The 17,110-nt window shown below is 46.3% G+C and carries 8 protein-coding genes and 2 pseudogenes; 1 reads left to right on the top strand and 9 read right to left on the bottom strand.

Annotated elements, in window-relative coordinates; translation table 11 throughout:
* Positions 1-47: 47 nt before the first annotated feature.
* Positions 48-755, bottom strand: a pseudogene (locus I2494_RS05265) (DUF4268 domain-containing protein); the annotation flags it as partial.
* A gap of 869 nt (positions 756-1,624) precedes the next feature.
* Here I2494_RS05265 and I2494_RS05260 point away from each other — a divergent pair.
* Positions 1,625-1,807, top strand: coding sequence for a hypothetical protein (locus I2494_RS05260; protein ID WP_218466063.1), 183 nt, complete (start codon positions 1,625-1,627; stop codon positions 1,805-1,807).
* 184 nt (positions 1,808-1,991) lie between these two features.
* Here I2494_RS05260 and I2494_RS05255 read toward each other — a convergent pair whose 3' ends face one another.
* The 8 genes and pseudogenes from I2494_RS05255 to I2494_RS05225 all read right to left on the bottom strand — a co-directional run bounded on the left by I2494_RS05255 (position 1,992) and on the right by I2494_RS05225 (position 17,103).
* Complete coding sequence (locus tag I2494_RS05255; RefSeq protein ID WP_218466062.1) at positions 1,992-2,504, bottom strand: endonuclease V; 513 nt, start codon at positions 2,502-2,504, stop codon at positions 1,992-1,994.
* 75 nt (positions 2,505-2,579) lie between these two features.
* Positions 2,580-3,257: a phosphate propanoyltransferase gene (pduL, locus tag I2494_RS05250; protein ID WP_218466061.1), complete on the bottom strand. Its 678-nt coding sequence runs from the start codon at positions 3,255-3,257 to the stop codon at positions 2,580-2,582.
* A 246-nt stretch (positions 3,258-3,503) separates the two neighbouring features.
* Positions 3,504-6,776 carry an autotransporter outer membrane beta-barrel domain-containing protein gene (locus tag I2494_RS05245; RefSeq protein WP_218466060.1) on the bottom strand — a complete coding sequence of 1,091 codons (3,273 nt, stop codon included), beginning with the start codon at positions 6,774-6,776 and terminating at the stop codon, positions 3,504-3,506.
* Between the two features lie 576 nt (positions 6,777-7,352).
* Positions 7,353-8,761 (bottom strand): annotated as a pseudogene (gene phrB, locus I2494_RS05240) (deoxyribodipyrimidine photo-lyase).
* A gap of 12 nt (positions 8,762-8,773) precedes the next feature.
* Positions 8,774-9,730: a YbgA family protein gene (locus I2494_RS05235; protein ID WP_218466059.1), complete on the bottom strand. Its 957-nt coding sequence runs from the start codon at positions 9,728-9,730 to the stop codon at positions 8,774-8,776.
* Between the two features lie 110 nt (positions 9,731-9,840).
* Entirely contained in the window at positions 9,841-12,942 is a 3,102-nt protein-coding gene (locus I2494_RS05230; RefSeq protein ID WP_228350847.1) for an autotransporter outer membrane beta-barrel domain-containing protein, read from the bottom strand.
* A gap of 297 nt (positions 12,943-13,239) precedes the next feature.
* Positions 13,240-13,437 (bottom strand): IS1/IS1595 family N-terminal zinc-binding domain-containing protein, encoded by a 198-nt coding sequence (locus I2494_RS20775; RefSeq protein WP_456085658.1) that lies wholly within the window; start codon positions 13,435-13,437, stop codon positions 13,240-13,242.
* A 597-nt stretch (positions 13,438-14,034) separates the two neighbouring features.
* Positions 14,035-17,103, bottom strand: a complete 3,069-nt coding sequence (locus tag I2494_RS05225; protein ID WP_218466057.1) for an efflux RND transporter permease subunit — start codon at positions 17,101-17,103, stop codon at positions 14,035-14,037.
* Between the last annotated feature and the right edge of the window lie 7 nt (positions 17,104-17,110).

The raw sequence follows: 17,110 nt of genomic DNA, 5'->3' as shown, positions 1-17,110 counted from the left end.
TTCTAATGCGTGTTCATTGGTTTGACTCACCATAGTTGTAAAATCCCTTATTCAAAATTCTTTTTTTTCAGCGCCTCTGCAGCTTTGTGTAACGGCCCCTTTAAGGCTTTTTCTAATTTAGTCATATATTCTAAATGCCAGGCGATGGCCTGTGGCCAGGTCTCTTTATTGAAGCCATCAGCTTTGGTCGAAAACTGGATACGGCAAGACTTCTTATCGTCAAGTCTCATCCACTCAAGCTCAGAACCAAAGGCCTGTTCAATGTTTTGTTTAGACTGTATGAGCTTATCAAAAAGAAACTTATTTTCTTCGGTAATGCTACGGCTGATCCAAAGCTCGACGCGTAATTCAGACTTATTAAAAATTAAGTTATACGGACAACCACTCAAACCAGAACCGGCTGACAGCCAATGGTCTTTACTGGGGCTAATATTGTTATAAAGCTGACAGGAGCTTTTCTGAAAAGCTTCTAAGGCACGTTCCCAGTATTCCCGACGTACGGTATGACGGTTTTTTAATACCACTTCGGTGCTTTTTTCTTCCGCTTCTTTTGCGTTAATACCAATCATTAACTCTTTAGCTTCGGGTGTCGGGATAATCTGATCAATATTAATCAATAGCTGTTCACCCAATGAATAGGGGGTAATTTTAAAGCAGGCAATACTAATTCCCTGCCCCAGTAACCAAAGCGCCGTACTGGTCACTTCTTTACGAAAATTTGCCGCCACCAGCATAATACGTTGGCTGTTACCTATTCTTTTTGTCTGTTCACTCAGATAAGCAATAATTTCATTTTGTTCTGCATAGCAGGGATAGCCCATTTTCATAGCAAAGAACATATGACCGTAAAAACGAAGTCTTGAAGAATGCAGGCCTGTGGACACTTTGTTGTAGTATTCTACATAATTAACGCTTTTTAGCAGGTACTCTAAGTAAATTGAATTGAAGGTATTTTCGATTTTTTGTCGAAAGACTCCATATGAAGGACTCACAATACCAACATGGTTTGAGACACCCAATGCTCCCATCCATGCCCACATGATGTTATTCGGCGTACAGGTGCGCCATCACCTCGCTAACGCCAGTGTTTTTAAAAGTGTCTTCAAGGTTATCTCCTCTGTGTCGGTTTTGCTGTAATACTACCTGAATTATTCAGATTGATTATTTAGCCACCACGAATAGCCTTATTTATCTGATTCATTAATCACTGACACGTCGATAGCGTTCAATTAAATATCAATACGTTAAATAAAATATAGAAAACAAACTCTGGCACCGTCAGGTAAACATATCCCCACTTTTACATTCCACTTGCAAACTTTTGCGATCCTCCCCGACAAATCCAAATATCCCCTCCCTCCTCCATTGACCCTTTCTCTGTACAAATATACCGTGTGGTGATTACCCGTAATTTTGCGGGTAATTAAAAAAGCGAAACCCCGCAGTGCGCTAACACTAACGGGGTCTCTGACCACAACGTTATAGAAGGTAACATCATGGCTGTCGTGAAGCATACCCAAACTCGCCCCAATTTTATATATCACCCGGGATCCATTTTCAGATCCGGATCGAAAAAATGATCCCCTGTTTCAGCAAGTTGCCTGACAATTTGGGGGGGATTATCATGCTTAATCTTATCGACTCAACCCCCGGCGATCCGCTGGAGCTGGCGGAGCAGTGCCTGACTCTGGCTACTGCGGTACTCAAAATCAATGAGGCAGCGGTAAAGGAGTCATTGCAGTTTATTCTGCATGAGAAGATGGAGGCGCTGTTTCAGGCGCTTGATAACGCAGAGGGAGCTGTCTGATTATCAGCCAGGTAGTCTATCGGGTAATTCAATATTGGCACCCGAAACGCGTTAATCAAAGAACGACCTTTGCAGGCAATACTCTGTAAAGGTCAGTTCGGCGGAGTAACCATTGAAATTGAAAACAAACCGAAAAGAAACAGTCTGAACAGAGCGCCAGGCTATTTACCACAGATAATAACAATCACTCCAGCTTAAATAGCTTAGTCTGCTGATCCATCAGCGTCAGTAGCGTTGGCATTCGATGCTTGCCGTGCATAGTGCCAACCGCTTCCGCCACGCTCTCTAATGGCAAACCCACCGCGGTAACATACAGAGGCTTGTTGCTTTTGCCACGAAAAACCTCTGCGACATATTTGGTATTTTCATTGAATGCTTTCTTTGCCACTCCGATTACCGGAACCTGCCGATCGATATATTGATACAGATAGTCTCCCAGACCCGATTTTCCCTGATTGTCCAGACAGACATAGCCATCCACAATAATGGCGGACAATGTCGATAAATCGACCTGTTTAAGCAGATCAGTAATGCAGGGAAGTTCGCGCTTATAGAACTCTCCGGACTGATAAGGCGCAACATCATGTTTATAAGCCACTAAAATTTTCGCAGGAGAATCAGCCTGCCAGTTATCAAACAGAACCCCAACCGTTTTTGCTGAATTATCAATATAATAAACGTCAATAGCCAAAAGCATTACTGTCTAATATTCCTTTATTGATGGCGCCAGATATATTCTTCCGCTGAGTAAGCGCTAACCCTACTCAATACCCTATTTCACAATCTTAACCAGACTATCATTTTTTAGTCCGTAAGCATTCGCCTCTTCCACATCAACGTGTATCTCTAATGCGGAAGTCTCCGTCGCCCGCACCACTACCCGCTGCATAATACCGGCTCGCTCGCCGTCAATTTGCACGCTGACTTCCTGACCATCAGTAAGGCCATACTGTACGGCCATATCACAAGGGATATGAATATGCCGCCACGCCACAATCACGCCCCCTGATTTACTCACCCTGCCTTCAGGGCCAATAATTTCAATCGGACAGGAGTCAGCAAGGTCGCCGGACATTTTAATTGGTGCGTCCACCCCCAGCACAAAGCTATCCGCCACCGAAATCTCAATTTGCGTTTCGTTACGCAGCGGGCCAAGAATGCGCACATGGTGAAGCTCTTTTTTCGGCCCTTTAAGGGTCACCGTCTCTTCGGCGGCAAACTGCCCGGGCTGTTTTACCGCTTTCATACGGGTTAGCGATGAGCCGGTGCCAAACAGCGTATCCATATCTTCACGGGACAAATGGACATGCCGGTTCGAGATACCTACCGGCACCATCAGCGCTGCCGGGCTATCACTGTCGGCCGCAGGTACAGCAGGCGTATTCTGGTTTTTCTGCTCAGCCACTATTGGCTGAGGGATCGGCTGGGTTGGTGAATTTATCTCATTCATATTTAAAAGCTCGGCTTAATAACATGATGGGTGTCGGGTAGGTTTATTGAAATACCACTATTTTATTTCCCGGTTTGAGCTAACGATCGCAATTACCGCGCTCCACGATGAATTTCACTATAAAGGCCGCGTTGACGACATGTCCTGTCAGGTGATGTGAGTTTTTGAGCTGTCTCTCATTTCAGCGTAAAAAAATGCCCCGGCATATCGCCAGGGCATCGGTATTACATCGGAAATACAACCGGACTATCTCTTCGACGCTTGCCCGAAGTTATATTTAAATCCTAGCGTAAAGGCAGCATCACTGTATCCACTGTCGCCCACCTGAACGCCAACATTACCCCACAGGTTAAAGTTAGGGTTTATCTGGCCTTCCACACCCAGTTTAAGTTCGCCGATATTATCGGTACCGGCCTGTTTGATACGTTTATTGCCCATTTCGGTACTGAATTTTTTGGTGTTGTGTATCCAGTTAGCCTCGATAAATGGTTCAAACTCACGCCCTTTTCCTTTATCAGACTGATGATGTCCTTTAACAAAAGTACGAACCCCTAAGCGCGTCTGGATATTACCGTCGCCGTTGCTGTGAATCCGGGTGCCGTTTGCTTCTTTGAATGAATCGGCTTTAACCCCCATCCAGACGATTTGTGCCTGAGGTTGCACAAACCATTCATTGGTTTCGTCTTTGCTGTCTTTATATTCACCGGTTTTAAAGGTATAGCCGGTTTCGATAGAGGCAGTCACCCCTTTAGACTTATAGGATTCCGTCGCCAGTTGATGCCCTTTCACTTCATTATCAAACCAGCTGTATAAGGCCCAGGTATCAACATAGGCGCCGGTGTTCTCACCTTTATTCTGCTGCCAGGTGGCGTAACCACCCAGGCTGTAGCCATCCACTGAGCTATCCGCACCGTAATGAGTAACGGCTGAACGGGTATTACTGTGACTGTTAGCGTAAGCGCCCATTACCCCCAGATGCCAGCGATCCTGACCATCGCTGCTCCACTGAGCCACATCGCCACCGATATGTAATATATAGCGATTGGTTTGCGTTCTTAACTGGCCGCTGCTGTCTCTTGAGCGGGTATGACCGCCCACATTACGCATCCACATACTGGTGACTTTTTCTTCACCCGTTAGTGCATCGGTATAGTAGGTTTCCCCTAAACGATCGTGCAGACGGTGAACAAACAGCATATTAGAAGCAGCGATATTATGGATATAACCACCGGCTTCCGGTCTGATAGTTGGTTCAGGTTCAGGGGTCGGCTCTTCAGGCGTCGGCGTTGGGCTTGGCTGATAGTTGGTCAGATACCAGTTTTTCTCATCGGCACCTTTTTCGCTATTGCCACGGTTCAGGAAATAATCATAACCACCAGCGGTAATACGTCCGCCCTGCTGGAAGTCGCCATCGGATTGGCCCGTAACCTGAATCAGTTCAATCCCTTTTTCGGTATAAGCCCCCATACCACCAACATTGGTTACATAGACTTTGGTTTCCCCTGAGGTATCCCCCGTTACCGTCATATGGTCAGTAACAGAGTTATCATCACCAACAACCGTATTAAAATGCAGTGCGCCACCGCCCTGATAGTTACCCTTCACTACCAGTTTATTACCCACCAGTGACGGGTCGCTGTTATTGGCTCGGCTCACATAGACATTTCCCTGATTATTGAGGTTAGTATCAATATTCAGCGTTGATAAAGCAGGTTGATTGGCATGATACAGGCTTCCCACCATCATGTTAGCGCCCGATGTTACGGTGGTCTCGCCAAGATAACCGGTGGCAGAAAGCAACGCGCCTTGCTCAACCACGATCTGGCCGCCCAACGCGTTAGTTGAATCAAGATTACCGCTGGAAACGGTGGTCAAACCGCTATAGCCACTGCTGTCTCCGCTAAGGGCTAACTGAGCGGTTCCTGATTTGGTGATAGTACCTGAACCGGCAAACTGACCGGCAAAGTAGCTGTCATTATTTTGATTGATCGTCAGATTTGCAGGCGTGACATCAACCACACCACCGGCACCCGACAGTGATGACATAATCAGATCATGGTTATTCAGATTTAACAGACCACCGTTAACAATATAGGTGGTGTTATCAACGAATGCCCCGGCAGAATTTGCCCGAAGCTCACCGGCTTCTACACGAGTTCCCCCCGTGTAATGATTCTCACCGGAGAAAATAACGGTTCCTTCACCGGTCTTAACCAGTCCACCGTCACCCACCAGATTACCGTTTAACAGCATGCGTTTATCGGCGGTATCCGCTTCCAGAAACGACTCAGACAGCACATTCATATTAACTGAGGTCGTTAGCTTATCGTCGCAATACTCACATGAATTAACCCGCAGCGTTCCACCATTCAGGTTAAAGTTATAATCACCGGCACCGGCAACTATGCCATTTTTCTCTGGGGCTAAATTGCTGTCAGAGATAGAAATGGTACCACCCGCGTTAAGATTAACCGTTGCAGAAGAACCCGCATCACTGGCCAGGAATAACCCGGATGTTTTCTCAGGAAAACCATATCCATCAGCATAAGCTTTACCTTCGAAATAAACTTCCGCACCGTCTTCAACGGTTAAAATGGCTGTTCCCACCCCTTTAATATTAGCGTAGAAATCGATACCGTAAACCTCACCACCTTCGCTAGAAGCTAGTGCCAGTAGGCTTTGAATAGCTAATTTACTCTCTGCGCCGGTAACATTGATGTTTACCGTAGATGTTTTTTCACCACTATTGATGACATCATTGTATTTTGCAAATGAGGCGATCATGCGACCGGTAGTCAGTGAGCCACCGTCAGAAATATTAATATTGGCATCGCCGTAATAACCTAAATAGGCATCACCATTGACAATATAATCTTCAACATAAGGACTCGACTCAAAAACCTTATTGATCAGGGAAAGCTTGCTGTTTGCACCACTGACGTTAACGGTACCGGTGTTCACTGCGTTTCCGTTTCCCACCCACATCACGCCACCGGAAACACTTCCAGGCGTACCTGAAACCGGGCCCACATTGACACTGGCACCATCAAGAATATTGAGTGTCCCTGTGACCGCTTTATCCCGCACGGTATATCTGTCATATTCCGAGGTATCACCGATCCTCAATACTGAGGTATCAATATGCCCAATACCTGAACCGATCAGATTCAAAACACCGACCGTGTCTTCGGTTCGCGGTTGCGTATTGCTGACAAACCCTACATAAAAACGAGTAGTCTCACCGGTGTGTGTAGCATTATCTTTGATCGTCAGTGCACCGTTGCCGCCGTTATAGCCAACGGAAAACATATTGTTGTAGCTGGCGGAACCTTGCAGAATTAACTCACCGCGATTTCCATCGTCGCCGCCAATAACATTACCCTTATTTTCCCAGTCCCACAGACCGCTACTGGCGGTGCCAGATTCATTATAATAAGGAGGAGCGGCATTAACTGAATAGCTAATTGAAGCGGGGACGACAGCACTGATCAGAAGAAAACATTTGCTATAAACAGACATCGTGGCATCCATTTCAAATACATTAAAAATCCATTTAATTAAAGCGTTGCTAAAAACCCAAAAATGACCATCAACAACAGTTAATCAAACATTCAATTACAAGCAATCATGTTGTAAATAAAAAGACAGAAATAGTTATATAACCAAACAACATTCTATATAAAAATATAATGTTTTCAATAGCAACTCTTTTAAAATCAAAATTTATTTTGTTTTTTAAATAAAAACAATTAGTTATGATATATGCTATTATAAAGTTAATGCGCATTAAAAATTAATAACCTTTACCATACCAGATTAATAACAAGATAATATAGTTAATATGAAAACTATTTTAATACAACTCATTTTATGACATGAAGAATAACCACAAATAATTAATGCTTATTCAAAAATGAATATTAATCAAACAGTATATGCGTGTTAAAATTAACTTAAAATCAGTTAATGATTAGACTGAAAAGGCTTTATATAGGTAAACTCTGCTGCATTAATGAAAAACACACCCCCATTTGAGGTAGGGGGAATTATTCAACCTCCCCCTCTTATTTCCGTCAATATTGCGCAGATATTCTGTTAAATTCTCTTTCTTGCCGCTTCATAAGCCGCCAGAGTTTGGTTCCGCGCCAGTTTGTGATCCACTATCGGACGCGGATAATCAATGGTTCGCTGCGCCTTATCTGCCCATATCCATGGCGTATGTATCGCTGTTGTCGGAACATCCGTCAATTCAGGCAACCATTGACGGATAAACGCCCCCTGTTTATCAAACCGTTCCCCCTGAGTGGTGGGATTAAAGATACGAAAATAGGGTGCCGCATCGGTGCCGGTAGATGCTGCCCACTGCCAGCCGCCGTTATTTGCCGCCAGATCGCCATCAATAAGTTGAGACATGAAATAGCGTTCTCCTTGCCGCCAGTTGATCAACAGATCTTTTACCAAGAAACTGGCGACAATCATTCGTAATCGGTTATGCATCCAGCCGGTTTGATTCAATTGACGCATCGCCGCGTCAACAATGGGATAACCGGTCTTTCCCTGCTGCCAGGCAGTCAGGGCAGCGCTATCATTATTCCACTGCACGTTATCAGTCCAATCGATAAAGGGACGGTGTTTACATAAGTTTGGATGGTAAGTTATCAGATGACGGTAAAACTCACGCCAGATCAGTTCACTCAACCAGACTGCCCCGGTTTTTCCTTCCAGTGCATCGGGGTGAGCTTTCAATAAAGCGTGCAGACACTGGCGCGGCGACAGTGCTCCCAGCGCCAGACTGGCAGAAAGTCGACTGGTGCCATCAACCGCAGGAAAGTCGCGCTGCATGTCGTAATTCGCCACATCGTATTGGCAAAAATGCCGCAACCGAGCCTGTGCACTTTTCTCATCGGCAGCAAACCAAGTGGTATCGAACGATTGCTGCGGATAATTCAGTTCAATGGGTGTCAGCTTGCCGGTCAATGCACCGGCCGGACGTACCTTGGGTGGATTTACGCATTCCGGTAGCTCTTCACCCAAGCGACGTAAAACGGCGTAAATACCTTATACATGTCATGATTGCCGGTCATAACGCTACCCGGAGCCAGCATCACGCTATCGTCAAAACCCTGACAGATAACATCGCTCAGCGCTTGCTCAACGGTAACATCACGTTGACGCTCGTTAAACTCATACTGATAGTTATAGAACAGTGATGTCACATTATGGATGTCACACACCTCGCGTAATACCTCTATGCTGGCGGTGAAGTCATCCACCTGCTTAACCAGAAGAGGAATTCCCCTCTCCGCCAGCGCCTGTTGCAGGGCATTAAGCTGACTTTGTAAAAATGCCGCCTGACGGGGTGCCATTTCATGTTGCTGCCACTGTTTTAGCGGCGCAATAAACAACGCCAATACGTCCGCGTTGTCAGAACGACAAGCCGCAGCCAAAGCCAAATTATCGTGAACGCGTAAATCTGCGCGAAACCACATCAGATGAGAAGCCATATTTCTCCAGAATTAATGCCCGTAGCGTAAGCGTAGCGCCTCCGGCCAGGGATCGAAATAACGTTGTCCGGACAGATAATCATCCGGAAACTCTGCCATATAGTGTTTGAGTAATGTCACCGGTGCAAGCAGCGGCTGAGTTCCCTGACGATAACGTTCAATCAACATGGTCAGTTCATGGCGCTGTCGTGGGTTAAGATGAGGACGAAAATAGCCCTGAACATGCATCAAAACATTCGTATGATTGCGACGGGTGGCCTGATGTGAAAGAAGATCCATCAGCCGCTGACGGTACTCCACAAAAAAATCATCCAGCGTCGACCATTGATGCATTGCCGCCACAAAACGCCCCAGCTCGCGGTAATCTGGTTGAGAATGTGCCAGTAACAGCAATTTGTAACGGCTGTGATAGGCCATGAGCGCACCGCGAGTCAGCCCTTGCTGACGCAGCTGGTTCAGTTCATGCAGGGCATAAATACGCTCCACAAAATTTTCCCGAATGTGCGGATCCTGTAACCGCCCATCCTCCTCCACCGGCAGCCACGGCATGGCTTTCATCAATATATCGGTATAGATACCACGCCCCGCCTTGCGGTTATTGTTCTCATCCGGTTCATAAACCCGCACACGCTCCATGCCGCAGCTTGGCGATTTAGCGCAAACGATGTAGCCACACAGATGGGAGAGTTGAGCCACGCGCTGCTGTGAAAATTCACACATAGCAATGGTTAAGTCTCCTTGCCGCTTATCGCTGTAGCGCAGAGTTATCTCGCCATTATCTTGTTTAACCAGCCGCAGCGCGGGGCGCGGCACCGGTAAACCAATGGCCATTTCCGGACAGATCGGTTCAAACTGCACCCAGGGGGTCAGTTGGTCTGCCGCAAAGGTGAGTCGCTTATGTCCGCCATCGAAACGAACATTAGCCCCTAACAGGCAGGCGCTAATGCCAACAGGAATTTTCTCACTCATAGCAGCTCCTTAATGGTTATTACACTAAGGGTAGCTAAAAAAGTGAAACCCCGCAGGGAGTTAACACCTGCGGGGTTTCTGATTACCCGGCGATGAGTAATTAGAGGAAATCAAAAACTATACTTCACCCCAATCATTGCCTGAGTATCGCTATAGCCTTCACCACCAATCTGCTGAGCAACGTTGCCCCACAGATTCAGGTTTTTGTTTAAGTGCCCTTCAACCCCCACCTTCAGCTCCCCAATATTGCGGGTGCCCGCCTGATAGTCAGAGGTATCGTTCATGGTGACGCCAACGTTTTTGCTGTTGTACAGCCAGTTGGCTTCCACAAACGGCTGGAATACTCGGCCAGTATTATCGTCTACCGCGCTGTGTCCCTGAGCGTAAGCCCGTAAGCCTAAGCGGGTGGATAGGTTATCGCCGTTGCCGGTGACTTTGGTGCCGTTGGTTTCATAATGCTTGTCCGCATGCACCCCCATCCAGGTTAGCTGTGCTTTAGGCTGTAACCAGTAGCTGGCACGGTCGGCTTCGCCCAGTTTGAAACTGTAGCCGGTTTCCACCGAGGCTAACCAACCTTTTGAGTCATACTTCTCTTCCGCTAAGCCATCGCCCTTCACGCTGTTATCAAACCAGGCATACTGAACCCAGCTGTCAACATACAGTCCGGACTTATCGGCCTGATTAGCGTACCAGGTTCCGTATAGACCCAACGCATAACCATCCACGGTGTTTTTGGAACGATAAGCGCTGTATTTAGCATTGGTATTACCATGAGAGTAGCCATAACCCGCCATGACACCTAAATTCAGGCGATCAAGTCCGTTACTGCTCCACTGGGCGATATCACCCCCCAGTTGCACCACATAACGGTTAGTCTGAGTTTTGGTTTGGCCCGACTGGGTTCTGCTACGGTTATGCCCCCCTTCCTGACGCAGCCACAAACTGGTCACTTTGTTTTCACCGGTTAAGAAATCGGTGTACTGGGTTTCACCTAAACGATCGTGCAAACGGGTAGTAAACATGGTGTTTGCTGCCGCCAGGTTAGCAATATAAGCACCGGTTTCAGGGCGAATAACGTTGATATTCTCACCACCTTCCTCTGGCTCAGGTTCCGGTGTTGGTTCAGGCGTCGGTTCTGGTTCTGGAGTTGGCTCCGGTTCTGGTGGAATAACTACCGGTGGGATAGTATTAACCAGATACCAGTTGTTACCAGATTTGGCGACATGATATTCATAAGCTCCCGCCACTACCCGATGTCCGGCAGCCAACTGAAAGATACCATTCGATTCACCGGCAACATTAATCACTTCGATGCCGTTGGTGGTTTGTCCACCAGTGCCGTTGTAGTTATTAACATACAAATCGGTAATGCCGGAGGTATTTCCCTCCACCATCATTTTATCGGTTTCAGAATCATCACCACCTAATGCGGTATTGATCGTCAGGGAACCGCCGCCGGTATAATCACCGTGAACCGTTAAAGTTTTAAACGAGCCATTATTGTCCGGAGACAGAATATTAACCCGACCTTGCGAAGCTAAAGAGAGACTGGTTACGCTGGAGTTTCCGGTCATATTCCAGACTGCCTGATTGGAAATATCCAGATTAACCATACCTCTGTTGGTTAAACCAGAAGTCGAGGTGTAGCTGGCCGCAGTCAAATATGAATTTAGATTATTCAGTGTCATATCAATTGCGCCGCCATTCATCGCGCCAATATCCCCTTCCACCTGTACCGTTCCTGTCGCGCTGGTATTTACGCCAATCTGACTATCGGCACCCCGGGAATAAAGTGACCAATAAATATCGCTGTTATCATTTAACCGCAGGCCCTTTTTCACATCGACCTTACCACCTGCCGCGGCTTCAATTCCGGCAATATAAGACGCCTGGGTATTCACCAGAGAAATGCTTAAATCATCGTTAAATTCTGCCTTACTGGTTCCTGTACCACCGTCATAGACATACACCCCCCGTGCGGTATCGACACCATTTTTAAGCGTAATCTCGGTTTTACCGTTAAATTGCGCCTGGCTTTTCCATACATACAGGCCGGTATTGTAATAACCGCCGTTACTGCTTAATGACAGGTCAGCATTCGATGTTAGCGTTGAACCATCGGTAAGAGAAATGGTTCTGAGCCAGTAACCGTCTATCCATCCTAAATAGTCATGTTCATAGCCAGGGCGAATACCCAATGGCGTTAAGTTTTCACCAATAATCCTGACGGTATCATTACTGTTGAAGGTGATATCGGTAGCCATCACATCAATTGCCCGGCCACCGCCGATTTCACCAAAAATGTTGGTTTCATCGCCTCGCACAATGGCTTCAATTAACGTATTACCGGTAAACTCAACCACATTTCGCGTTCTGAAGGTATTACTCGACAGTCCGGCCATAATGCCCTGACTACCCCTAAAGATAATGGTATCAGCATCAAACTTTGCCGTATTTACCACATCGTAAGCCGTTGGATGATTAGGATAATCTCCGATAGTAGCCGGGAAGAATAACGCCACCTCATTTGCCTCAATCAAAACGTTATCCGCTTTGACATCCACATGACTCCCCGCCGATACCGCGATGCCAACCCGCCGGTCAATAGAATTCGCACCAGGATCGCCATCCACCTTGACGATAAAATTTCCACCATCAAAATCGAGCCCGGAATGATAGAGTGCAATACCATGACGATGGGTATCCACCAGCCCGGCCTGTGGCATTAGTACCGTCAGATTGACCTTGTTGTCCCCGTCGCTTTCAAAACTAAACTGCCCTTCATTATCAGCAAACAGACCATAAACATTGGCATAACTATTAGTGACTTCGTTACTGACAACAATGTTGCCGCCGGTAAAGGTCATGGTTCCACTGAGCGTTGGTGCTCTTTTGTATGCGTAAAGCGTAGAGTTTTGCTGAGAGGAATTATTATTAAACCCTTTTATGGTTAATATGTTGCTTTGAGCAATACCGATATTAACCGCACCATTCATGGTATTGATAATGGCCCTTTGGTTAGCAAAAGCTCCGGTATAGCCACTGGCATCCAACGTGACATCTCCAAGGCTAACAGTATGACTGCCACTGGTAATCGAACTAATGCTATTGGTATAAAGCTGATCCGTCAGTTCTGCCGTCAGAGCCAGAGGGCTGTAAAGAAAAGAGCCCCCTAACACTACCGGCATCATTTTTTTCCATTGTTTTCTCATGATGTTATTGTTCTCCATGTTGATATTTTACTATCCTGTTTTCTGTATATTCAGCCTCACCAGACGCATTGCACTTATAGAGTCGTTCTTTTTTTCCTGTTTGCTGAATTTATACAGACCACGCCAAACGCGTTATAATTAATGAGTTGCTAAATGTATTTAATTCCTTTACTTGAAAATAATAATCAATAAAAAACTGAAACAATAAATAGCAAAAACATAGTGATCCAAGTCTCACTATTATTTTTTAATCATAATTATATTGAGTTACACCAGATAAAAATTAATGTTATTAATTTAACTATCCAAATCTTTTTTCATTTTCTTTACAACTGATTCATCTGAATCCTTGTAGGCCTGATAAATATATTTTTTCTGGAATGTTCGTTGGCAATGAGCGCATAGGTAGCGTGGAGCCCCTGATGGCGCGGTACCATGCTTTTTGATGGCGTTTGTTCGACAGCAATAACGACACGAAATCCTTTCATTGAACATCGCGTATCCCCCTATTTTTTATCTATAAATCACCTGCAAGCTCAGTACCCGGCCAATGCATTCTCCCACATACAAAAACAACTCTTTACACATTGAAACACGATCAATAACTCCATGCAAATGTGTTTTACCGGATTTTTATCCCTAAAATTCATTATTAAACCATAAAAGATCTTATTTTAAGTTATCAGATAATGTTTTTGTCATAACATTTATTAAATATGCAGTTAATAAAACTATTTTCAACTTAATAAACTCAAAAAATGAAATACTAAAAATAAAATGTAAGTGTTGCAAAAAATTATAAAAATATAAATTTATACAAAATAAAATAAAAGATAAATTTACGATCATTTATATAGATATGAGCATGAAAATGCAGGTGCATTCACTGAAAACAAACCAGTTAACACTATTATTCTTTATTTAAACTCATTATTAGCCAATGATAAATAACATGAAAAATGGTATTTAATTGATTAATAAGTTGAATCAGCCGGATTAGTACAACTTTTTATTTGCATGACCAATATGAATATGTCGCCGACAATAAAAAAGGGCAAAACCTGAGTTCTGCCCTTATAGCAAACATATCATTTAGCGATGCCGCAGGCGATCTACCTGACGTAAGCCCCATAAGCGCAAATCATCGATATAGGTAAAAATCACCGGGATAACGATCAGGCTGAGAAAGGTAGAGGTGATTAAGCCACCAATCACCGCAATCGCCATCGGAGAACGAAAGCTGGGGTCTACACCCAGTCCAAGGGCAATCGGCAACATACCGCCGCCCATAGCAAAGGTGGTCATCACAATAGGACGAGCACGCTTTTTACCCGCGTCAACCAGTGCCTCAAAGCGCGCCATGCCCATTTCTGCCCGCGCTTTAATCGCATACTCCACCAGCAGAATTGAGTTTTTCGTCGCCACTCCCATCAACATAATCAGCCCCAGCATGGCGGGCATAGAAAATGATTTTTGAGCAAGGAACAGCGACAGTATCGCACCGGGTACTGATAATATCAGTGCCGCCAGAATGGTGACCGGTTGCATAAAATCCTTAAACAACAACACCAGCACAATAAAAATGCACAGGACACCGGTTCCCATGGCAATTGCAAATCCTGACATTAACTCCACCATCAGTTCGGCATCGCCCATCTGGCTGGTGTAAATCCCCGGAGGAAGCTGCTGCATACTCGGTAAGTTATAAACACGTTCATTAACGTCGCCGAGAGGGACACCGTTAAGCTCTATTTCAATATCTATGGTACGGCGGCGGTCGTAGCGTTTTATCTGGTCGATGCCGTCAACCATGGTAACCGTTGCCACATTCGCTAACATCACAGGCCCCTGAGCGCCAGGTACCGTAAGTCGGGATAACAATGCCAGATTCTGCCGCGCTTTCTCCTCTAATTTGACCACAATTGGGATCTGCCGCTGGTCTAAATTGAGTTTAGCCAGTGCCTGATCGTAGTCCCCGATAGTCGCAACCCGCAGCGTATCGGCAATGGCTTCAGTCGTTACGCCCAGATCGGCTGCCCGGGCAAAATCCGGGCGAATGATCACTTCTGAACGTACCAGACTGGCATTGGATGTAACATGCCCGATACCGGGAATACGACGCATCTCACTGACCACTTTTCGCGCATGAGTAATAAGCGCATCGCTGTCATCTCCGGTTAACGCAATTTGATACTTCTCCGTTGAACCATCAAAAGCCACCTTCAGCCGCGCGCCCGGCAATACATCCAGTTGTTCACGTAGTTGCGCTTCAATTTGCTGTTTGCTGATGCCGCTACGTTCCCCACGGGGAGAAAGGTTAATGGTTAGCGTAGCCTGACGAGGATCGGCTTCCCCCTGATCGTCACCCAGATTGCCCCCGGCAGAACCACCGCCTATCGTGGTATAAATTGTTCGCACCTGAGGATGTGCCCTGACAATCGCTTCCGCCTGCTTGGTTAAAGCCAGCGTCTGCTCAAAGCGACTACCCGGCGGCAGTGTGATGCTCACCTGAGTTTGTGACAAATCATCCGGCGTGGTGAATCCCGTAGGCAACAGAGGCCCCAGCCCCAGCAACACCCCAAAGAAGAACAGCATCGTCACCATTACGGTTTTGAGGCGGTTTTTCATCGCCCAGCTTGCCGCACGAGAAAAGCCCCGTTCCCAGCCGGCCTGACGGTGGGCATGCGCTAACGGTTTGAGCATATAAGCTGCCATCATTGGTGTTAGTAAACGAGCAACCACCAGCGAGAAAAACACGGCAATAGCGGCCGTCCAGCCAAACTGAATAAAGAAGCGTCCAACAATACCCGGCATAAACGCCGTAGGCAGGAAAACGGCAATCAACGTGAAAGTCGTGGCGATAACCGCCAGACCAATCTCATCGGCCGCCTCTCTGGCAGCCTGCATCGGGGTTTTCCCCATGGACAGGTGACGCATGATGTTTTCAATTTCAACGATGGCATCATCTACCAGAATTCCTACCACTAACGACAGTGAGAGCAACGTAACGGTATTGAGCGAAAATCCCATCAGGTACATCGCGGCAAAGGTAGGAATAATCGACAATGGCAATGCCACCGTAGCCACAAACGTTGCCCGCCAGTTACGCAGAAAAATCCATACCACGATAATTGCCAGAAAAGCACCTTCATACAGTAAGCTCATCGAGCCTTCATAGTTTTCAACCGTAGGATCAACAGAGTTGAACGCTTCGCTTATCACTATATCCGGATGCTTTTGATGCAATTCTGCCAGCTGTTCCCGTACCGCGTGCATGATCTCTACATCGCTGCCGTCTTTGGTTCTCACCACTTCAAACGCCACTACCGGTTTTCCATCCAGAAAGGCTGCACTGCGCTGCTCAGCCGTAGCATCACTAACGGTAGCGATCTGATTTAAACGCACCTGACGTCCATCAGAGAGCAGCATATTCATGTTTGCCAACTCATCGACATTACGTACCGTCGCCAGCGTGCGGGCTCGCTGTTCCAACTGGCCGATATCCGCACGACCTGCCGATGCTTCCTGTTGCGTCATTTTTAACTGTCGGGAGATATCAGCAGCGGAGATTTGCAGCGCCAGTAACCGCTCGGGTAAAAGCTCAACATTGATTTGCCGCGTTACACCACCCACCCGGCTCACTGAACCAACACCCTTAATATTCAACAGTGTCTTGGCGATATCGTTATCCACAAACCATGAGAGCGCTTGCTCATCCATTTTGGAAGCGTGCACCGCATAGGCTAAAACCGGCATACCGGCCAGATCGAGTTTGGCGATAATCGGTTCGTTCATGGCAGCAGGTAAATCAGAGCGAATACGAGCTACTGCATCACGTACATCATCCATTGCATCCTGAATGGATTTCTCTATCCGAAACTCAATCACCAGCGTGGCCACACCATCCTGTATGGTGGTGGAAATATGTTTTACGTCCTGAACAGAGGCAATGGTGTTTTCCAGCTTACGGGCAATATCGGTTTCTATCTGGGAAGGCGCAGCCCCTTGTAGAGTTGCTGTCACGGTAACGATAGGAAGTTCTACATCCGGCATACTCTGAATTTTCATACTGTTAAACGCCCCTAACCCAATAATGGTTAGTAACATAAACAGCAAGATGGCCGGAATAGGATTATTAATAGACCAGGATGAAACGTTCATGCATTTC

The organism is Limnobaculum allomyrinae, assembly GCF_016649425.1.
Classification (GTDB): Bacteria; Pseudomonadota; Gammaproteobacteria; order Enterobacterales; family Enterobacteriaceae; genus Limnobaculum; species Limnobaculum allomyrinae.
Note: the sequence above shows the minus strand (reverse complement) of the source record. Positions and strands in the feature narration are given on the sequence as shown.